This window comes from Acinetobacter sp. YH01003 (assembly GCF_013420525.1).
GTDB lineage: Bacteria > Pseudomonadota > Gammaproteobacteria > Pseudomonadales > Moraxellaceae > Acinetobacter > Acinetobacter towneri.
The window spans coordinates 420646-438394 of record NZ_VOXY01000001.1 but is presented as its reverse complement, the minus strand read 5'-3'; the positions used below and the strand labels follow the sequence as shown (position 1 = coordinate 438394).

Annotated in this window: 18 protein-coding genes; 9 read left to right on the top strand and 9 right to left on the bottom strand. The window is 41.6% G+C overall.

The features are described 5' to 3' along the window. Positions 1-72: 72 nt before the first annotated feature. The 4 genes from rpmE to FTT70_RS02120 all read right to left on the bottom strand — a co-directional run bounded on the left by rpmE (position 73) and on the right by FTT70_RS02120 (position 4263). Positions 73-297: a 50S ribosomal protein L31 gene (gene rpmE / locus FTT70_RS02135; RefSeq protein WP_004971624.1), complete on the bottom strand. Its 225-nt coding sequence runs from the start codon at positions 295-297 to the stop codon at positions 73-75. Positions 298-500: 203 nt separating this feature from the next. Further along, on the bottom strand, positions 501-1499 hold the full coding sequence (locus tag FTT70_RS02130; RefSeq protein WP_171062555.1) for a bile acid:sodium symporter family protein: 999 nt from the start codon (positions 1497-1499) through the stop codon (positions 501-503). 162 nt (positions 1500-1661) lie between these two features. Next, the gene (gene gloA / locus FTT70_RS02125; RefSeq protein WP_213064880.1) at positions 1662-2063 is read right to left on the bottom strand and encodes a lactoylglutathione lyase; all 402 of its coding nucleotides are present in this window, start codon (positions 2061-2063) and stop codon (positions 1662-1664) included. A gap of 1 nt (position 2064) precedes the next feature. Beyond that, a complete protein-coding gene (locus FTT70_RS02120; RefSeq protein WP_004971628.1) occupies positions 2065-4263 on the bottom strand; it encodes an MFS transporter in 2199 nt (732 codons plus the stop codon). Between the two features lie 194 nt (positions 4264-4457). Between FTT70_RS02120 and FTT70_RS02115 the strand changes: the two genes are divergently transcribed. Next, entirely contained in the window at positions 4458-7151 is a 2694-nt protein-coding gene (locus FTT70_RS02115; RefSeq protein ID WP_179989877.1) for a Lon protease family protein, read from the top strand. Between the two features lie 123 nt (positions 7152-7274). On the opposite strand, the gene grxD is transcribed toward FTT70_RS02115, so the two are convergent. Then, on the bottom strand, positions 7275-7616 hold the full coding sequence (gene grxD / locus FTT70_RS02110; RefSeq protein WP_019837647.1) for a Grx4 family monothiol glutaredoxin: 342 nt from the start codon (positions 7614-7616) through the stop codon (positions 7275-7277). A gap of 161 nt (positions 7617-7777) precedes the next feature. Here grxD and FTT70_RS02105 point away from each other — a divergent pair, with 161 nt between their 5' ends. Continuing rightward, positions 7778-8989, top strand: a complete 1212-nt coding sequence (locus tag FTT70_RS02105) for an aspartate aminotransferase family protein (protein WP_131261143.1) — start codon at positions 7778-7780, stop codon at positions 8987-8989. 82 nt (positions 8990-9071) lie between these two features. Here the strand turns inward: FTT70_RS02105 and FTT70_RS02100 are convergent, their stop codons facing one another. The 3 genes from FTT70_RS02100 to surE all read right to left on the bottom strand — a co-directional run bounded on the left by FTT70_RS02100 (position 9072) and on the right by surE (position 11797). Continuing rightward, complete coding sequence (locus FTT70_RS02100) at positions 9072-10001, bottom strand: LysR family transcriptional regulator (RefSeq protein WP_180168223.1); 930 nt, start codon at positions 9999-10001, stop codon at positions 9072-9074. 94 nt (positions 10002-10095) lie between these two features. Further along, the gene (locus FTT70_RS02095) at positions 10096-10914 is read right to left on the bottom strand and encodes a peptidoglycan DD-metalloendopeptidase family protein (protein ID WP_104851774.1); all 819 of its coding nucleotides are present in this window, start codon (positions 10912-10914) and stop codon (positions 10096-10098) included. Between the two features lie 106 nt (positions 10915-11020). Beyond that, entirely contained in the window at positions 11021-11797 is a 777-nt protein-coding gene (gene surE, locus FTT70_RS02090; protein WP_096901077.1) for a 5'/3'-nucleotidase SurE, read from the bottom strand. Between the two features lie 211 nt (positions 11798-12008). Here surE and FTT70_RS02085 point away from each other — a divergent pair, with 211 nt between their 5' ends. The 4 genes from FTT70_RS02085 (at position 12009) to FTT70_RS02070 (ending at position 14993) form a co-directional block, all read left to right on the top strand. Next, the gene (locus FTT70_RS02085; protein ID WP_026438310.1) at positions 12009-12380 is read left to right on the top strand and encodes an MCR_0457 family protein; all 372 of its coding nucleotides are present in this window, start codon (positions 12009-12011) and stop codon (positions 12378-12380) included. 317 nt (positions 12381-12697) lie between these two features. Continuing rightward, positions 12698-13090: an MCR_0457 family protein gene (locus FTT70_RS02080; RefSeq protein WP_004971644.1), complete on the top strand. Its 393-nt coding sequence runs from the start codon at positions 12698-12700 to the stop codon at positions 13088-13090. A gap of 117 nt (positions 13091-13207) precedes the next feature. Next, positions 13208-14356 (top strand): D-alanyl-D-alanine carboxypeptidase PBP5/6, encoded by a 1149-nt coding sequence (gene dacC / locus FTT70_RS02075; protein ID WP_004971646.1) that lies wholly within the window; start codon positions 13208-13210, stop codon positions 14354-14356. A 106-nt stretch (positions 14357-14462) separates the two neighbouring features. Then, positions 14463-14993 carry a gamma carbonic anhydrase family protein gene (locus FTT70_RS02070; RefSeq protein WP_004971648.1) on the top strand — a complete coding sequence of 177 codons (531 nt, stop codon included), beginning with the start codon at positions 14463-14465 and terminating at the stop codon, positions 14991-14993. Between the two features lie 42 nt (positions 14994-15035). Here the strand turns inward: FTT70_RS02070 and FTT70_RS02065 are convergent, their stop codons facing one another. Then, complete coding sequence (locus FTT70_RS02065; protein WP_104851773.1) at positions 15036-15242, bottom strand: DNA-binding protein; 207 nt, start codon at positions 15240-15242, stop codon at positions 15036-15038. A gap of 133 nt (positions 15243-15375) precedes the next feature. On the opposite strand from FTT70_RS02065, the gene FTT70_RS02060 reads away from it, so the two are divergent. Genes FTT70_RS02060 through hflD form a run of 3 tightly spaced genes read left to right on the top strand, consistent with a single transcriptional unit; the run spans position 15376 to position 17743 of the window. Then, positions 15376-15861 carry an NUDIX hydrolase gene (locus FTT70_RS02060; protein ID WP_096901080.1) on the top strand — a complete coding sequence of 162 codons (486 nt, stop codon included), beginning with the start codon at positions 15376-15378 and terminating at the stop codon, positions 15859-15861. 4 nt (positions 15862-15865) lie between these two features. Further along, a complete protein-coding gene (mnmA, locus tag FTT70_RS02055) occupies positions 15866-16999 on the top strand; it encodes a tRNA 2-thiouridine(34) synthase MnmA (protein ID WP_180168222.1) in 1134 nt (377 codons plus the stop codon). Between the two features lie 12 nt (positions 17000-17011). Then, entirely contained in the window at positions 17012-17743 is a 732-nt protein-coding gene (hflD, locus tag FTT70_RS02050) for a high frequency lysogenization protein HflD (RefSeq protein ID WP_004971659.1), read from the top strand. Positions 17744-17749: the final 6 nt, after the last annotated feature.

Genomic DNA, 17749 nt, shown 5'->3' with positions numbered 1-17749 from the left:
GGGTCTATTTGTAGACCCTAAAATTTAAGGCACAAAAAAACGGGCAATTGCCCGTTTTTTTCGTACTGGATATTAACGTTTGATAGAACGTGACATACCAGCAAAACGTTGTTTGAACTTGTCGATACGACCGCCAGTGTCAACGTTCTTTTGCTTACCAGTGTAGAACGGGTGGCATGCAGAACATACGTCAAGATAAAGAGTTTCTTTACCAACTGCTGAACGAGTTTCGATTACGTTACCGCAAGAACAAGTTGCAACTAATTTTTCATATTTTGGGTGAATATCGGCGCGCATCGTCGATTACTCCTAAGATTTAAGAAGGCTTAAGCTGTCATCGCAATTGGTCACTCTCATTAAAAAAATGAGGACATGCTTTAAAAGCAGACCAACACCACAACAGACCATTCTTTTGGCCCACCGAGACGGATACCGTCAGAGCTAAGCACAACAAGTTGGGCAATATTATACGGAATAAAATATTTTAAAGCTAATTATTCTTAGGAATTTAATTCCTGAGGTTCAGTCGAATCGGGCTGCTTTTCGAGATAATTGGCTATCACACCGCACACCATCAACTGAATTTGATGGAAAATCATGATCGGTAAAACAATCATCCCCAACGGCTGCCCAATAAATAAAATTTGCGCCATCGGTACACCACTGGCTAAGGTTTTTTTGGAGCTACAAAAAAATGCGGCAATTTGGTCTTCACGTGCAAAACCCAACCATTGCGGCACAACCCACGCCAACCACATCACAAGGGTCAATAACACGGAACAAGCAATAATCAACAGCAATAAAGTCATACCACTAACTTGATGCCACAATCCTGCTACCACTGCCCCACTAAATGCACCATAAACCACCATCAAAATCGAACCCTGATCAAATACCTTGACCAGCTTTGGTAATTTCAACATCTGAGGAAAAACATAAGGACGTAATAACTGCCCCAAAATAAATGGCACCAATAACAATAAAGTAATTTGAATAATCGAATTTGTCGGGTCAAAACCGTGTTCAGACTGCCCTAAAATAAAGATGCCTACTAAAACTGGGGTAATAAACATCCCAATTAAATTAGAGAATGACGCACTGCAGACTGCGCTGGCAACATTGCCTTTTGCCACTGACGTAAAGGCAATTGAAGATTGCACGGTTGAAGGCAAAAAGCACATGAACAAAAAGCCCCAATACAGCTCCTGCCCGAGCATTGGCACTAGAATTGGCTTTGCCAGCAAACCTAAAATTGGGAATAACGCAAAGGTAAAAGTAAATACCAACGCATGCAATTTCCAATGCATCATGCCCTGAATGACAGCTTCACGTGATAATTTCGCCCCATGCAAAAAGAATAAGATTGCAATGGCAACTGTCGTAATCACACTAAAAACTTCGGCTGCTTGCCCTGACACAGGCACGACACTGGCGAGGATGACCATCACAAACAAAAGAATGGTAAAGCGATCCAATGCCAATAACTTCAACATAAACACATCCTGTATATTCTTTTACTGTTGCAAAAAAGCCCAGCAATTTTTACCTTTTGATAAAGATATATTACTGGGCGATGTTCAATATTTTCAAACTGAATACTGAACAACATTCAGCTTATTGCACCACAAAGGTTTGGTTTTTACTGCTTTGCGGATGAAAACTTAGTTATTACGTGCGTTCTGATCTTGCTGAATCAATTCAACTTTATAACCATCTGGGTCTTCAACAAAAGCAATGACAGTCACGCCACCTTTCATTGGCCCTGCTTCACGTACCACATTGCCACCACGCGCTTTAATTTCTTCACATGCTTTGTAGGCATCTTCTACCGCAATTGCGATATGACCATAGCCATTGCCCAAATCATAACTGTCTGTATCCCAGTTATGCGTCAACTCCAAAACGGTGTGATTTTCTTCATCGCCATAGCCTACAAAAGCAAGGGTAAAACGACCTTCTTCATAATCACGCTTACGCAGCAAAGTCATGCCTAAAACTTCTGTATAAAATTTTAATGATTGCTCTAAATTACCTACACGTAACATGGTATGCAGCATGCGCATGTCATTCATCCTTTTGTTCAATCGGTTTTGCTTGTATGTGTTGATGGTCACGTAACAATTTCGCCACCCACACCACTAAAATTAAAATAGGGATTCCAATTAATGTGGTCATGAGGAAAAAGTTTGGATAACCAATATTGGTCACTATAGTACCTGAATAACCACCTAAAATCTTAGGAGTCAAGGTCATGAGTGAGCTAAAAATTGCATATTGCACAGCAGTAAATGACACACTGGTTAAACTGGATAAAAATGCGATAAAAGCCGCGCCCGCTAAACCTGAAGCCAAGTTATCGACAATAATCGCAAAATATAACCATGCTGTGCTATATGGCTTAATCACCTTGCCCTGAATTTCAACCATATTGTTTGAAGATGATTGAACGATCGGCAAAGGTTGTATATCTACATCCAAAGCATTGCCTTCATGTGTGTTTAAATCGACCTGATAGGTTTGGCTGTGTTGTTGTACTGTTTGCTGTCTATTCAATAATACGGCTTGCAGTTGTTTACTTGGTGAGTCTGCCAAAAGCTGCCCTGCAATCGCTGCCGTAAAAATTCCTTGTGCATCTAGTTTTGCATCAAAATTTTGACCATCTAGCTGCAGTACAATTTTTTGCTGTTCGGTTAAGGCAGGCCCTGCATATTGCCCACGTACGACAATACTGTTGCTGGCTTCATTTTCGCTAATACGATTATCCGAAGTCAGTGGTAAAAACTGGAGTTGTGCAGTTTCAATCTCAGTTTGGTGCAAATACGGCATCGACACTAAACGTGACGGCGTATCGCCCGTTTGGTATTGCGCACGTACCTGAATTTCATCCTGTGTTGCTAAAACCTGACTAGGCACAGCCACTTTCCAATATCCAACTTCATCGGCCTGGGTTTGATATTGTTGCTGCCCCACAGAAACTTGCACATCGCTCAGTTGCTGTCCTGACTTCACCAGACCAATAAAAATAAGATTGGTGGATGATGCCAACACCGCGCCAACAAACATTAATTTCATAATGTTCATACGCTGTGCCAGTAAACCGCCCAAGAAGCCACCCACTAAACTGAAAATGACCCCATAAACCTTAACCGCTTCGGCAATTTGTTCTTTGCTAAAGTTCAAATCCTGATAGAACACATTGGAAATTACACCTGCAATAATGTCTGAAACTCGATAAAAACCAATCAAGAGTAATAACACCAGTGCCAGTTTCATGCCGTAGCGTTTAAAGAAATCTGCAACAGGATGCACCCATGTTTCAAATGCCATCTGTTTATTGACTGCGCCCAATTTGACCAAAATTGTGCCCATGCCTACAGCAGCCGCACCCGATGCAATAAAACGTAAAGCTTCTATAGAAAATAATAAAAATGCATCTTTGAGTTGGAATTGTTGTTTTAAGGCTTCGGTAAAATTACCCGAAAAGACGTAGCACAATACAAAACTGAATACCGCAACAAAAAACACCGTAACCAGACGAAAATAGTCGCGTCGTTGATAATGCTTGCTGACCCGATTCACTTGCGGCTCACGAATCACCAAAGTCGTGATAATGCCAATCAGCATCACCGCAGCCATCGCCAAATAGGTAATTTTCCATGCACTATAAATATAGTTGCCTTTGGCTGTACCTAACGAGGCTGCCAAAAATAAAGCACCTGCCCCTGCGACAATCATCCCAATGCGATAGCCCGCGTTATAGGTCGATGCCAACACGGTTTGCATTTGAGTTTCAGCCAGTTCGATACGGTAAGCATCAATCACAATGTCTTGCGTGGCTGCAGAAAAGCCCAGTAATACTGCACCCAATGCCATTTGATATAAATGCGCCTGTCCCAAAGCTGGGTCAGAAAATGCCATCACCGCAATTGCACAAACAATTAAACATTGGGCGATGAGCAGCCATGCCCGACGTCGCCCTAGTTTTTTGGTTAAATAGGGTACGGGTAATTCATCAATTAATGGTGCCCAGACAAATTTAAAGGAATAACCCAAGGCAGCCCAACTAAAGAAAGTGACCGCACTTTTGTCAATGCCTGCTTCGCCCAACCACAAAGATAGACTGGAAAAAATCAGTAAAATTGGAATACCTGCAGAGAAGCCCAAAAACAGCATGATCAGCGCACGACGGTCTAAAAATGCCGTAAATGCAGCTTTCCACCCTGTATTTTGTGCTGAAGTTTGCCCAGTCTGTTGTGTGGTCATTCGATTATTATTTTCTATCAAGTCAAATTGTTGTTATTCAATCGCGGAATAGCTTCTGTTTCAACAGTATTTATGAAATTATCCACAACAGCTTTGTCATTTTGTAGTAAAAATTACGGCTTAGCTTGAATTTTCCGCTTAAACCTGTATACCTTTAAACTTCTAACTGCAATATTTCGTTTTGGATTTCTACAGTGACCCAAAGACTTGATCAAATCACCCCATCAATGACAACCAACACAACAACAGCAGCGCAAGATGAACAACAACCGCTTCTCAGCTCTGCCTTTGAACAAAGCGAAATACAAACGACTTTAGAAAATACACGACTCAAAGCAACACAACTAACCCATATTCCAAATTACGATAACATTCCCGCTTCGACCCGACGCATTAAACCGCTGAATAATTTTTTAGGACAAGATCGGGCACGCGCTTCGGTGGAAGCAGGTATTTCCCTGCCATATTCTGGCTACAATATTTTTGCAGTGGGTACGGCGGGATTGGGCAAACGTACCATGGTCAAGCGTTTGCTGCAGCAACATGCCAAGAGCATGCCCACACCGAATGACTGGGTTTATGTCAATAATTTCAAACACCCGCGCCAACCGATTGCCTTGCAACTGCCTGCAGGTCAAGCGCCTAAATTTCAAAGTTTGTTACATCAAACTTGGCAAACTATTTTAAAGCAACTCGAACGTCGCTTTACCGCAGAAACCTATCACAACCGCATTGAAATGATTCGTCAGCAAGCGGGTGATGAACAGCAACAAGCCTTAATTGAGCTGACCAGTGAAGGTGAAGAACTCGATTTAAAACTGATTGCGCAGGAAGATGAACATTGCTTTGTACCCGTGCATCTGAAAAATGACAAAATGCAGGAAATGTCTAAGGAAGATATTAACGCCTTGGACAGCAAAACCCGTGCAGAAATTGCGTCCAATATTCGTTATATGAATAAAAAACTGGAGCGTTTGGGTTTGCATTTAGGCGATTTAGAAGATGACGCACGTGACAAAGTACAAGACCTGAACCGTGATATTGCCAAACAAGTGGTAATGCCACGCATTGATATTATTCACAATAAATATCCTAGTGTCGAAGGTTTGACTGAATATTTACAATACTATGCCGAAGATATTATTAATAATGTCGAGTTTGTTTTAGAACAGGAAGAAGATGATTTCCGTCCTGGCACCTTTAGCCGTATTCCTGCGCGCTACCAAGCCAATATTATTGTGACGCACAAACCCAACAGCGGTGTACCTGTTATTTTTGAAGATTTTCCAACCCATTACAATTTATTGGGGCATGTAGAACAACTCACGCAAAACGGCACCATTACCACTGACTTCACCTTAATTCGTGCAGGTAGCTTACATAAAGCCAATGGCGGCTTTTTGATGCTCGAAGCAGAGCAGTTACTGGAACAGCCTTATGCATGGCAAGGACTGAAACGCGCTTTAAAATCGGGGCAATTGAAACTTTCATCTTTGGAACACATGCTAACTTTAACAGGCAGCATTTCCATTGAACCGCAAGCCATTCCACTAAATATTAAAGTGATTTTACTGGCAGAGCCTGAAATTTATTATGAAATTTTAGAGCTAGAACCCGAACTTGGCAGCGTGTTTAAAATCCGTGCCGACTTTACCGATACATTACAACGTAATGACGAAAACGAGCAGGCATATATGCAGCTGATTGCCGACTATGTGCAATCTGACAAATTATTACCATTTGACCGTTCTGCTTTGGCGGCTTTACTTACTGACTCAAGCCGTCAAGCTGAAGATCAAAGCTCACTCTCCTTACATGCCCTCACCTTGGGGGATTTAATTCGTGAATCGCATCACCATGCGGCACAGGCGGGCGATAAAACGGTTTCCGAACAGCATATCAATACCGCACTGGATCATCGCAAATATCGCTTAGGTTATTTAAGAGAACTGTACTGGCAAGATTTATCACGCGGTACGCAGTTAATAGAAACTCGCGGACATCGTTTAGGGCAAATTAATGCCCTGTCGGTCATTCACTATGCCGATGTCGAGTTTGGCTTACCTTCGCGCTTAACCGCCTCAGTCTATCAAGGCGGCGGCGATATTTTAGATATTGAACGCAGTGTTGAACTTGGCGGTTCTTTACATGCCAAAGGCGTGTTGTTGATGGCCAGTTTCCTCAAAGCACATTTTGGCCGTGAGCAAATTTTACATTTTTCTGCTGCCCTTGCCTTTGAGCAAAGTTATGGTCAGGTTGATGGTGACAGTGCAACAGTGGCAGAGCTTTCTGCTTTGATTTCTGCAATCAGCCAACTACCTATTGACCAATCTTGGGCCATTACAGGCTCCATGAACCAACTTGGTCAAGTACAGCCAATTGGTGGCGTGAATGCAAAAATTGAAGGTTTCTTTGATGCCTGCAAACTGCAAGGTTTAACTGGCAAGCAAGGCGTGATTATTCCACGTCAAAATATGCAGCACCTTATGTTGCGTAAAGATGTGATTGAAGCGGTTGAACAAGGTCAGTTCCACATTCACGCCATTGATACCATTGACCAAGCCTTAGAAATTTTAATGGCGCGTCCTGTGGGTAAACTCACTAAAAAAGGACGTTACAGTAAAGGTTCAATTTACGCTGCAGTGATGGAACAACTTGAGTATTGGCAAGCCATTGAAGATGGTGCTGAAATTGAAGAAGAGCCAAAGAAAAAGAAAAAGTCCAAGAAAGAAAAGGACAAAAAAGACCCAGAGAAAAAGGAAAAAGCGCAAAAAGCCAAGAAAAAACAGAAATCGGCTGAACCATCTGATGCGGCAACTTCTGATGAAGTCACTGCTGAGTCGGCTGAAACTGCTGAACTTGCAACTGAAAGTACTGCGGTAAACTAAGTGCAGTGATTCAAATCAGCTATTCAAGTGAATTCCAGATATAAAAAAAGCGCCAAGGCGCTTTTTTTATATCAACTTTTTTGTATGGATGACTTTGGTCTAGTGTGACCCAAGTCCAATACTTTAAGCTTCAGGTGCTGGGCTGTATTGCTCAACTAAAGGCTTTAACTCACCTTTCTGGAACATATCCAACATAATATCGCTACCACCAATCAACTCACCGTTAATCCACAATTGTGGGAAAGTTGGCCAGTTGGCAATTTTTGGCAAAGTGGTACGAATATCCTGATTTTCTAAAATATTCACATAAGCAAAAGGACGACCAATTTGACTGAGTGCTTCTACTGCGCGCGCAGAAAAACCGCATTGTGGAAATTGTGGTGTGCCTTTCATGTAAAGAAGAACAGCATGTTTAGCAATTTGTTCACGAATTAACGCTTCGGTATCGCGTACTTGTTCAGTCATTGGTAAATCCTCAACTCATCTGTGTGGCATTATACCCAAAACCGAGCAAAACAGTACGTCTAAAGCAATAAATCCAATTTTATTTACAATTAGGCTTTTCATCTGCAGTAGATTTTGCTTATATAAGTTTTTCCCTCCAACCTAACAGATAAGAGTTAGTCATGAATAACATTACCCTTGCTCCTGTGCAAACTGATCAACCATCACATTTGATGCCTGTATTTGGCCGTCAGCCGATCAGCTTTGTCCGCGGTCGAGGTTCTTATCTTTATACTGAAGATGGCACAGAATATTTAGATGCACTTACAGGCATTGCCGTATGTGGTTTAGGTCACGCACACCCTGCAATTACCGAAGCCATTGCAGATCAGGCGGCTACCTTAATTCACACCAGTAACTTGTTTGAAGTGCCGTGGCAGACTGCTGCTGCACAAAAATTGGCGCAAGTTGCTGGCATGGAAGAAGTGTTTTTTTCAAACAGTGGCGCAGAGTCTAACGAAGGTGCAATTAAAATTGCACGTAAATTCGGTCATATGCAAGGCGTAGCCAATCCTAAAATTATTGTTGCAGATCACTCTTTCCACGGTCGTACTTTGGCTACCCTGTCTGCAACTGGCAATAAAAAAGTTCAGGAAGGTTTTGCACCTTTGGTTGAAGGCTTTATTCGTGTGCCTTTTGGTGATGTCGAAGCCATTGAAGAAGCTGCGATTCAGCATCCTGATATTGTGGCTATTTTAGTCGAGCCGATTCAGGGTGAAGGCGGTGTGAATACTGCACCACAAGGCTTTAGCTACCTAGAAGACATCCGCCGTATTTGTAATCAACACAACTGGCTGATGATGCTTGATGAAGTACAAACAGGAAATGGTCGTACAGGTAAATTCTTTGCTTATCAGCACACCAATATTGTGCCTGATGTATTGACTACAGCGAAAGGTTTGGGCAATGGCTTCCCAATTGGTGCAGTCATGACTCAAGGTCGTGGTGTGGGCGTTCTTACTGCTGGTAATCATGGCTCAACCTACAGTGGTACTGCGTTAGGTTCACGCGTGGTTTACACTGTTATTGACACCATCCAGAAAGAAAACTTGGTAGAAAATGCAGCAAAAATGGGTGGCTACATTGTGGAACAATTGCGTCAACAACTCGCAGACCAAAATGTAAGCGTGCGTGGTTTTGGCTTGATGATTGGTATTGAATTACCAAAACCATGTGCAGAGTTGGTCGATATTGCCCGCGATGAATACAAAATGATTATTAACGTAACTGCAGGTTCTGTGGTGCGTTTATTGCCAACATTAAATATTACTCAAGCCCAGGCAGATCAATTGATTGAACGCCTTGTAGCAATGATTAAAAAATTCTTGGCTTAAATAAATCCCTAACAAAAAGCCGCAGTTTGAACTGCGGCTTTTTGCTAACTAAATGGTCGATCAGTATATTATCAACATTCAATTAAGATGCTTCTTGAAACACTCGCCCACCCGGCAATTGAGAAAAATATTGTTTTAAGGCTTCCAAACAACGATGTACTTTCATCGGTTGTTGCTCATGTTTGGAAATGATTGCATACAAGGTAAATGCGGGTAATTTCCACTCAGGCAAAATTTCAACCAAACTGCCATTAAGCAAATCTTTTTGAATATCCAAATGCAAAATTCGCGCAAGCCCATGCCCTTGCATACACAAAGATTTAGACACCAACACATTATTGGTCGATAGACGCGAGCCCAACTCTACATCCACATTTTCAGCAGTGCTGATATGCTTAAAATTGAGTTGCTGAAAATTTTTCATAATGGTCAATGGAATTAACTCATGATGTTTTAAATCTTCAGGACGTGAAATGGGTGCAGTTTGATTTAAATAACTAGGTGATGCAACTAAAACTTGGTCAATATGTGCAATAGGAATCACATGCTGGTTTTGATCTTCAATTTTTGGACTCATACGCAGCGCAATATCAATACGACCATCAATCAGGTCAATGTATTGATTGTCGGTTTCTAGATGTACAGACAAGCCACGATGGGCAGACAGCCAATGAGAAAGTGCGGGAATCACATGGTTCGTGGCTAATTCTGGAGTGGTGGCAATTCTTAAATCACCGACCAAATCATCTCTTAATTCATTAATGCGGATTTTTCCGCGCTCAGCAGCGGCGAGCATTTCTTGACAGCTGTGGAAAAAAGCTTGTCCTGCTTCAGTCAAACTCAGTTTTCTAGTAGAACGATGCAGAAGTGTGACTTCCATTTCTTGTTCTAATGAACGGATTTGTTGACTGACGGCACTTGTGGTGATCCCTAGATCACGCGCTGCACCGCTAAACGAGCTTTTTTCAACAACACAAGCAAATACACCCATTGCTCGAAGTTGATCTAACATAAATTCCCTCTGAAATTATACAGGTGCTCTTATCTTTCGATAAAAGCAACCTATTGTATTATACGGTGAAATTTATGTTTTGTATTTGCAAAATTTAATTTATTGGTAAAACATTAGTCGGATTGATTGGCTTACCATCTAGGCGTACCTGAAACTCCAACATGGTACGTGTAGCACCCGAAGAGCCCATTTCTGCAATTTTTTGACCCGCTGTTACGTTTTGACCACTGCTCACATTCATCTTACTGTTATGTGCATAGGCGGTGATATAACCATCAATGTGCTTGATTAAAATCAAGTTTCCATATTCTTTTAAGCCATCTGCAGCATAAACCACCTGCCCATCTGCTGCGGCATAAATTGGGTCACCTACATTGCCACCGTAACGAATTCCTTTGATATTACTTGCCAAATTAAACTGTGCAATCACAGCACCTTGAGATGGTTTCACCCAGCGCAATGTGCTGCTACGCACCGGTGTACTTGGTGTTGTTGAGCTAGTGGTCGTGGTTGTAGTCGATGTTACCGGTGCAGGTGTCGTTGGTAAAGTGACTGTTTGACGTTGAATTGGTGCAGCCTGCGTTACAGGGCGAGTGCTTGTTGTACGTGGTGCATTGCCCGCTTTCAAACGAATCGACTGCCCGACATAAATACGATACGGCGGTGCAATATCATTCATTTCTGCAATGCTGAGATAGCTCAAACCATAACGTGCAGCGATACCACTTAAAGTATCACCTGAACGTACAGTATAAAAATTCGGCGCTGTTGCATAACGTGCAGAATTATTCACTTGAGGTTTAGAGGCACAACCACTCAACACGACGGTAGCCACAACAGCACTTGATAACACTAAGGTTTTCAACAATGCTGTTGGTGTGCTAAATAAACGATACTGAAACACCACAGGCATTCTTTCCTCTCTACAAATTCTAAATATTTTCTATTGCGCTAAGAGTAGCAAAAAAGTCCTTGTAATGAGGCTTACAAGCTACTTTTTCACAAAGTTATAACATTAGTTAGCCAATTTGGGAAAATTGACTGTGCAATGATTGCAAAACGTCATAATTGGTGGCATCCATCTGAATTGGTGTCACGCTGACATAGCCATTTGCTACCGCAAAAAAATCAGACTCAATTTCAGTTAAGCCTTTTTTCGGTGCAGCCACTGCCTCGCCCGACAAACCAATCCAATACACTTGACGCCCTCGTGGATCGACCTGACTAGTAATTGGCTTAGATTGGGTACGCTGTCCTTGATAGGTAATTTTTGTGCCCTGCAACACTGGCACATCTGGAATATTCACATTAAAAATATGTCGTGCAGGTAAACTTGGTAAACCTTGAGCAATAAAGTCATGTACCCACTGCGCTGCCTGCATATAATCTTGCGGATGCTGATAAGCACGTACATTATGCCCTGCAAGTGATACCGCAATCGCAGGCTGTTTCATCAAACGTCCTTCAAATGCCGCACCGACTGTGCCTGAGTACAGTACATCATCCCCTAGATTTGCACCGCTGTTAATGCCGCTGACCACCAAATCAAATTCGAAATCGAACAATCCATTCATCGACAAATAGACACAGTCTGCAGGTGTACCATTCACTGCCCAGACATCTTCAGCAATTTGCACAGGACGTAATGGTCGGTCTAAAGTCAGCGCACTCGAAAAACCACTGCGTTCACTTTCGGGTGCAACAATCACCACACGACCCAAAGGTTTTAAGGCTTTCGCCAAAGCTTGGATACCAGGTGCAAACACGCCATCATCATTGGCTATCAAAATATTCACAGAAAAATCTCAGATAAAACAAATATAAAGGTTATATACTAAAATATAGCAACGTCGGTTCAATCTTAAACTTGTTTGTGCCTGATTCATGCCTAAGCACATTTAATAAGCACACGACAACAAAATGACTGATCAGCACATTTCATTGAAATATACAAAAGATTATATATATTTAGCGCTTAACATCCATCCAAAAATATATGTGATTCTCATGATTTTAGCTTTGTCATTTCGTCGTTTATTGGGTCTAGGTTTTGCTGCTGTATTAACGCAGTCTGTAATTGCAGAAGATTTGACTGCAGCAGAAGCCAATACGATTGTGAAAGAAGATGTTGCAGCGGCACAAGTCATGACTGAAATGTGCCCTGCACTGATTGGAAAAAATGCAAAATTAGATGCCAATATTCAAGCACTGATTCAAACTTATCTACAAGATTATTCAGAATCGAACATGACGCTTGCCAAACTACAAGCCGACGCAGAATATCAATCCGTTTTAGCTGAAGCGCGTGAAGCAGCAAAAGATACAGCCAAAGAAGAGCAAAAAGTAGTGTGTCAGGAAGCTTTAGAATTAGCACTTTAAATCACATGATTTAAATACTATTTTGAGCCTGTAAATAATTTTGCATACTCACCCTTTAAGGCAAACTTTCAAAGTTTGCCTTAAATTTTATGCTTAGTTTTTATATCTGGTATTTTTCCACTATTATTTTACGCTTTATATCAAGCCACTGATTTTCAAATTTCAGACTTTAATCTTCACTTTTTATACATGATTTGCGCTCAGATCACACAGCTTTAATACATTTTCACTCTTTCAATTCGCAAATAAATGATTCATCTTATAAGCACTTAAATGAATCGGTAGATTCAGTTCAAACAATATTTAAGGTACTTGATATGCAATTTTCTGGCTTAAAAAATTCACGTGCAGTTCATTTTTTTGGCGCAGTTGCGCTCAGTTTGGGTTTAAGTCAAGCCGCAATTGCGCAAGAAGAAAATATTGAAGTGACGCCATTACAACAAGTGACTCAGCAAGAATTAGCCGCTATTTATGTGTTATCTGAAGTTTGCCCTTCACTAGTCAAAGAACAAGATCAATTTCATCAGGGTTATACAAAACTTGCCCAAGAATATATGCCTAAAGAAAAAGACGCTGTTACTGCCTTAAGTAAACTCAGCAAACAAAAAAGCTTCCAGCCAATTTTAAAAGAAGCCCGTGCCGATGCCAAAGCTGCTGGAACAGCCAAAAACCAAGCAATTTGCCAAGAATTGACAGCATATAGCAGATAATACAATTTGGTTACAATACTTTTATCAATAAGCCGATTTCTCCCATAGAAGTCGGCTGAGCTTTGCCCTAAAATGCTAGCTCTTTTGTGCATACCTCAAGTATTGGAACCTCTTAGAATGACCCCAAAAAGCGCCCTTGCTGCATTATTACTATTACCAAGCTTTTCTTATGCAGCAACTGTCTTAGCTACACCACCAGAACTCAATAACAAATCATACGTTTTGATGGATTATGAGACGGGACAAATTTTAGCTTCAAAAAATGAAAACGAAAAACTCGCCCCTGCCTCAATGACCAAAATGATGACTAGTTTCATCATTGAACAAAAGTTATTAAAAGGCGAACTCACGGAAGATGAACAAGTCCGCATGAATGAGTCTGCATGGTGTCGTGGCAGCAGCACAGAATCATGTATGTATGTTCCTTTAAATGGCACAGCAACCGTACTTGAAATGCTACGCGGAATTATCGTGCAATCGGGCAACGATGCATCTAAAGCCATGGCAGAGCACATTGCAGGTAATGAAGGCACATTCGTTCACATGATGAATGAAGAAGCCAAACGTATTGGCATGAGCAATACCCAGTTTATGAACTCTACGGGTATGCCTGCTGAAGGTCACTTTTCTACCGCAAAAGATATGGCGACTTTAGCGCAGCACATCATCCATGACAGCTCAAAATACTACCCAATTTATTCTGAAAAAGAGTTTTCTTTTAATGGAATTAAACAAGGCAACCGTAATGCCCTGTTATATACCGACCCAAGCGTGGATGGTTTAAAAACAGGTCATACCAACGAAGCGGGTTACTGCTTAACCACTTCATCTAAACGTGGCCCAATGCGTTTAATTTCGGTGATTTTTGGTGCGCCAACCATGCAAGCTCGTGCAACTCAAACTCGTGAATTGTTAGCTTGGGGTTATGCAAACTACGAAACTGTACGTGTACAGCCTGCCAACCAAGTCTTAGCTAAAGCAAAAGTATGGTACGGTAAAAGCAAAGAAGCACAAATTGGTTTGCCAGAAAACTTTAACGTGACCATGCCAAAAGGCAAAGCCAACCAAATTAAAACTCAATTGGTGGTTCAACCTAAATTGACTGCTCCTTTGAAAAAAGGTCAAGTGATTGGTAAATATGTCGCAACCTTAGATGGTAAAGTGATTGCTGAAAAACCATTGGTGGCGTTGCAGGAAGTGGAAGAAGCGGGTTTCTTTGCACGTATGCTAGACCATATCAAACAATTCTTTAGCAACTTATTCTAAGATTCATAAGCTTAGACTAAAGCGCAAAGCACACATGCCCGCATGTGTGCTTTTTTATTTTATACTGTCCTCAATCCTAAATTTATAAGCTAAAGATTTGTCCATCATGAAAAAAAATGTGCGTGCTTATTTAGAACAAACCCCAAAAATTGACGCAAGCTGTTATGTAGATGAATTGTCGGTGGTGATTGGTGATGTGCATTTGGCCGCAAATGTATCGGTTTGGCCATTTGCCGTGATTCGTGGTGATGTTAACCATATTCGGATTGGTCAAAATTCCAATGTGCAAGATCATGCCATGCTGCATGTTAGCCATAAAAAAGCCGACAAACCTGAAGGTTCACCGCTGATTATTGGCGAAGATGTCACAGTTGGACATGGTGTGACCTTACACGGCTGCACCATTGGCAATCGGGTGTTATTGGGCATCAACACAATTGTTTTGGATGATGTCATTATTGAAGATGATGTAATGATTGGCGCAGGGTCTTTAGTGCCACCGCGTAAGCGTTTGGAAAGTGGCTATTTGTACGTGGGTAGCCCTGTGCAAAAAGTTCGTCCTTTAACCGACAAGGAAAAAGAGTTTTTGCCTTATTCTGCACGGCACTATGTAAAAGTGGCGGGGAATTATCAATAATCCTCCCCTCAAAGTTCTTTTTGATTGTTGTAATTTGAGGGATTACACGTTCTGCACCGTTAATTTTAAACTCAGTGTATGAATGACATGATTAATCTTATCAAATCGAGAGGCTGAATCTTGACTTAGAGTTTTATACAAAGCTTTACGGTCAATATCTGCCTCTTTTTCTATTTGTGCAATAGCTTTGACTTTGGCAACAACACCTAGCGCAAATGAGATCACATCCAGCATCACCAAATGAATCAAAGAACAAAGTACCCCTCACATCTTCCCACAACTACACAAACCTACATTTACAGTTTTAAAGAAATCCCCTTTCAACATAGCCACATCCCCCTAAATTTTGTAGAATATGCGTTTTACCCCATGGTGCTTTTCAATGACCGCTTGGACTGCTCACGTTACTGTCGCCACCGTTATCGAAAAAAACGGAAAATTCCTGTTTGTTGAAGAACATACAGAAGGTGTGACGCATAGCGTGTTTAATCAGCCTGCAGGGCATGTTGAAGCTGGCGAAAGCTTAATTGAAGCAGCAATACGTGAAACCATGGAAGAAACTGGGCATCGGGTGAAAATTAATGCCTTACTCGGTATTTATAGCTATACTCCGCCTATGTTTCCTGACCGCACCTATTATCGCTTCTGCTTTCTAGCCGAATCGCTGCAACATGATGCGCAAGCCCAGCTCGATCCCGATATTATTGGTACAGTATGGATGTCTGCAGACGAACTGGCTGAATCAGCACGTGCCCGAAGTCCGTTGGTACTGAAAGCGGTTCAAGATGCGCTCAGTGGTCAATCTTATCCTTTATCGCTCATTTACGAGCACCAAAATTCTCCCCTTATTTCTAGTTTGGATGCCTAATCCTATGCAACAACGTGTCATCGTCGGTATGTCAGGTGGTGTAGATTCATCTGTTTCTGCTGCACTTCTACTTCAACAAGGTTATCGGGTTGAAGGGCTTTTCATGAAAAACTGGGAAGAAGATGACGGCACTGAATATTGCACCGCGATGGAAGATCTTGCCGATGCGCAAGCGGTGTGCGACAAGCTAGGCATTAAGTTGCATACAGCCAACTTTGCGATGGAATATTGGGATCGGGTTTTTGAGCATTTTCTTGCCGAATATGCCGCAGGACGCACGCCAAACCCAGATATTTTATGCAATAAAGAAATTAAGTTCCGTGCCTTTTTAGATCACGCCATGAATTTAGGCGCAGATTTTATCGCCACAGGTCACTACGCTCGTCGTGGTGGAACGCAGTACAACTCCAAAGGTGAAGCATACGCTCCACTGTTACGTGGTTTAGATAAAAATAAAGATCAAACCTATTTCTTACATGCAGTGCATGGTCGTGAAATCAATAAAACCTTGTTCCCTGTGGGCGAAATTGAAAAGCCGCAAGTCCGAAAAATTGCCGAAGAACTAGATTTAGTCACTGCCAAGAAAAAAGACTCGACAGGGATTTGCTTTATTGGTGAACGTCGCTTTAATGATTTCTTAAAACAATATTTGCCTGCTCAAGCTGGAAAAATTGTTTTAGACGATGGCAAAGAGGTTGGTGAACATCACGGCTTAATGTACTATACGCTCGGTCAGCGTGGCGGGATTGGTATTGGCGGCTTAAAAGGTGTTGCTGAAGGTGCATGGTTTGTCCTGCATAAAGATATTGAAAACAATCGTTTAGTGATTGGTCAAGGTCATGAACATCCACTCATGCAAAGCACTATTTTATGGAGCGAAGCAATTGATTGGGTGGCAGGTGAACAAGAAATTCCAGCGTCAGGCTTCCGTTGTACTTGTCGCACTCGCTATCGCCAAGATGATCAGGACTGTGTAATTTTCAATGATGACAGCATGCCTGGCGGTGTACGTGTGGAATTTGATGAGCCACAACGTGCAGTCACTCCTGGTCAAAGTGTCGTATTCTATTCAGGCGAAGTGTGTTTAGGTGGTGGTGTGATTCACCATACCAATACACCTAAACCCGATTTTATTTAAGGATTGTTTCGGATGACAGAGTTACCGTTTCAACAGTCACCAACTCTGAATGTTCGCCAAAATCGTGCCTTGGCGTTAGCGGGTGTGTTTCAAGCCACCCAGCTCACGCACATGACTGCACTCACAGGTCGACAAAGTATTGGTGAAAGCGGTAACTTTTATTTTGAGCAATTGATTAAAGCCAGTTTAAATATCCGTCCAAGTAGCAACCACAGTTCGCAAACTTTAGATTTTTTTAATCATTTGGCCGATATATCTTTAGGTTTAAAAACACTAGAAAGCAGCATCAACCAACCTTTTAATACTGCCCCTAAATCGCGTTTACCTAAATTATCCAATACCAAACTACCCATGTCGTATGCGATGGCACTCTTACAATTAGAAAAGAAAGTGTATAGCAATCCTAAATACGTCGAAATTATTGAACAATCGCAGCAAAAAATCTTAAAACAACTTTCATTTTTTGATCATAACTATTTGCATCCCAGTATTATTGCCAATTTAGCCCAAACTTATGTCGATACTGCGGGACAAATTAACCCGCGCATTATGGTACGTGGCAATGCAGAAGCATTTAAGGATTCTGCACATACCAACCGAATTCGAGCTTCGCTTTTTACAGGCTTACAAATGGCACACCTTTGGCGTCAACTTGGTGGCAGTTCATGGGGCATGGTATTTAGCAAACGTAAATTATTACGTGATATTCAAGATCTGGCGCGTTTACAGTATCAGGTGGTTTAAACCATG

Excerpts from the sequence above, each read along its gene's own strand:
- FTT70_RS02105 (WP_131261143.1), top strand. The coding sequence starts at position 7,778 with ATGAATAACATTACCCTTGCTCCTGTGCAAACTGATCAACCATCACAT.
- FTT70_RS02095 (WP_104851774.1), bottom strand. The coding sequence starts at position 10,914 with ATGCCTGTGGTGTTTCAGTATCGTTTATTTAGCACACCAACAGCATTG.
- FTT70_RS02085 (WP_026438310.1), top strand. The coding sequence starts at position 12,009 with ATGATTTTAGCTTTGTCATTTCGTCGTTTATTGGGTCTAGGTTTTGCT.
- mnmA (WP_180168222.1), top strand. The coding sequence starts at position 15,866 with ATGCAACAACGTGTCATCGTCGGTATGTCAGGTGGTGTAGATTCATCT.
- hflD (WP_004971659.1), top strand. The coding sequence starts at position 17,012 with ATGACAGAGTTACCGTTTCAACAGTCACCAACTCTGAATGTTCGCCAA.
- grxD (WP_019837647.1), bottom strand. The coding sequence starts at position 7,616 with ATGACTGAACAAGTACGCGATACCGAAGCGTTAATTCGTGAACAAATT.
- rpmE (WP_004971624.1), bottom strand. The coding sequence starts at position 297 with ATGCGCGCCGATATTCACCCAAAATATGAAAAATTAGTTGCAACTTGT.
- FTT70_RS02070 (WP_004971648.1), top strand. The coding sequence starts at position 14,463 with ATGAAAAAAAATGTGCGTGCTTATTTAGAACAAACCCCAAAAATTGAC.
- FTT70_RS02080 (WP_004971644.1), top strand. The coding sequence starts at position 12,698 with ATGCAATTTTCTGGCTTAAAAAATTCACGTGCAGTTCATTTTTTTGGC.
- FTT70_RS02120 (WP_004971628.1), bottom strand. The coding sequence starts at position 4,263 with ATGACCACACAACAGACTGGGCAAACTTCAGCACAAAATACAGGGTGG.
- FTT70_RS02060 (WP_096901080.1), top strand. The coding sequence starts at position 15,376 with ATGACCGCTTGGACTGCTCACGTTACTGTCGCCACCGTTATCGAAAAA.
- FTT70_RS02100 (WP_180168223.1), bottom strand. The coding sequence starts at position 10,001 with ATGTTAGATCAACTTCGAGCAATGGGTGTATTTGCTTGTGTTGTTGAA.
- dacC (WP_004971646.1), top strand. The coding sequence starts at position 13,208 with ATGACCCCAAAAAGCGCCCTTGCTGCATTATTACTATTACCAAGCTTT.
- gloA (WP_213064880.1), bottom strand. The coding sequence starts at position 2,063 with ATGCGCATGCTGCATACCATGTTACGTGTAGGTAATTTAGAGCAATCA.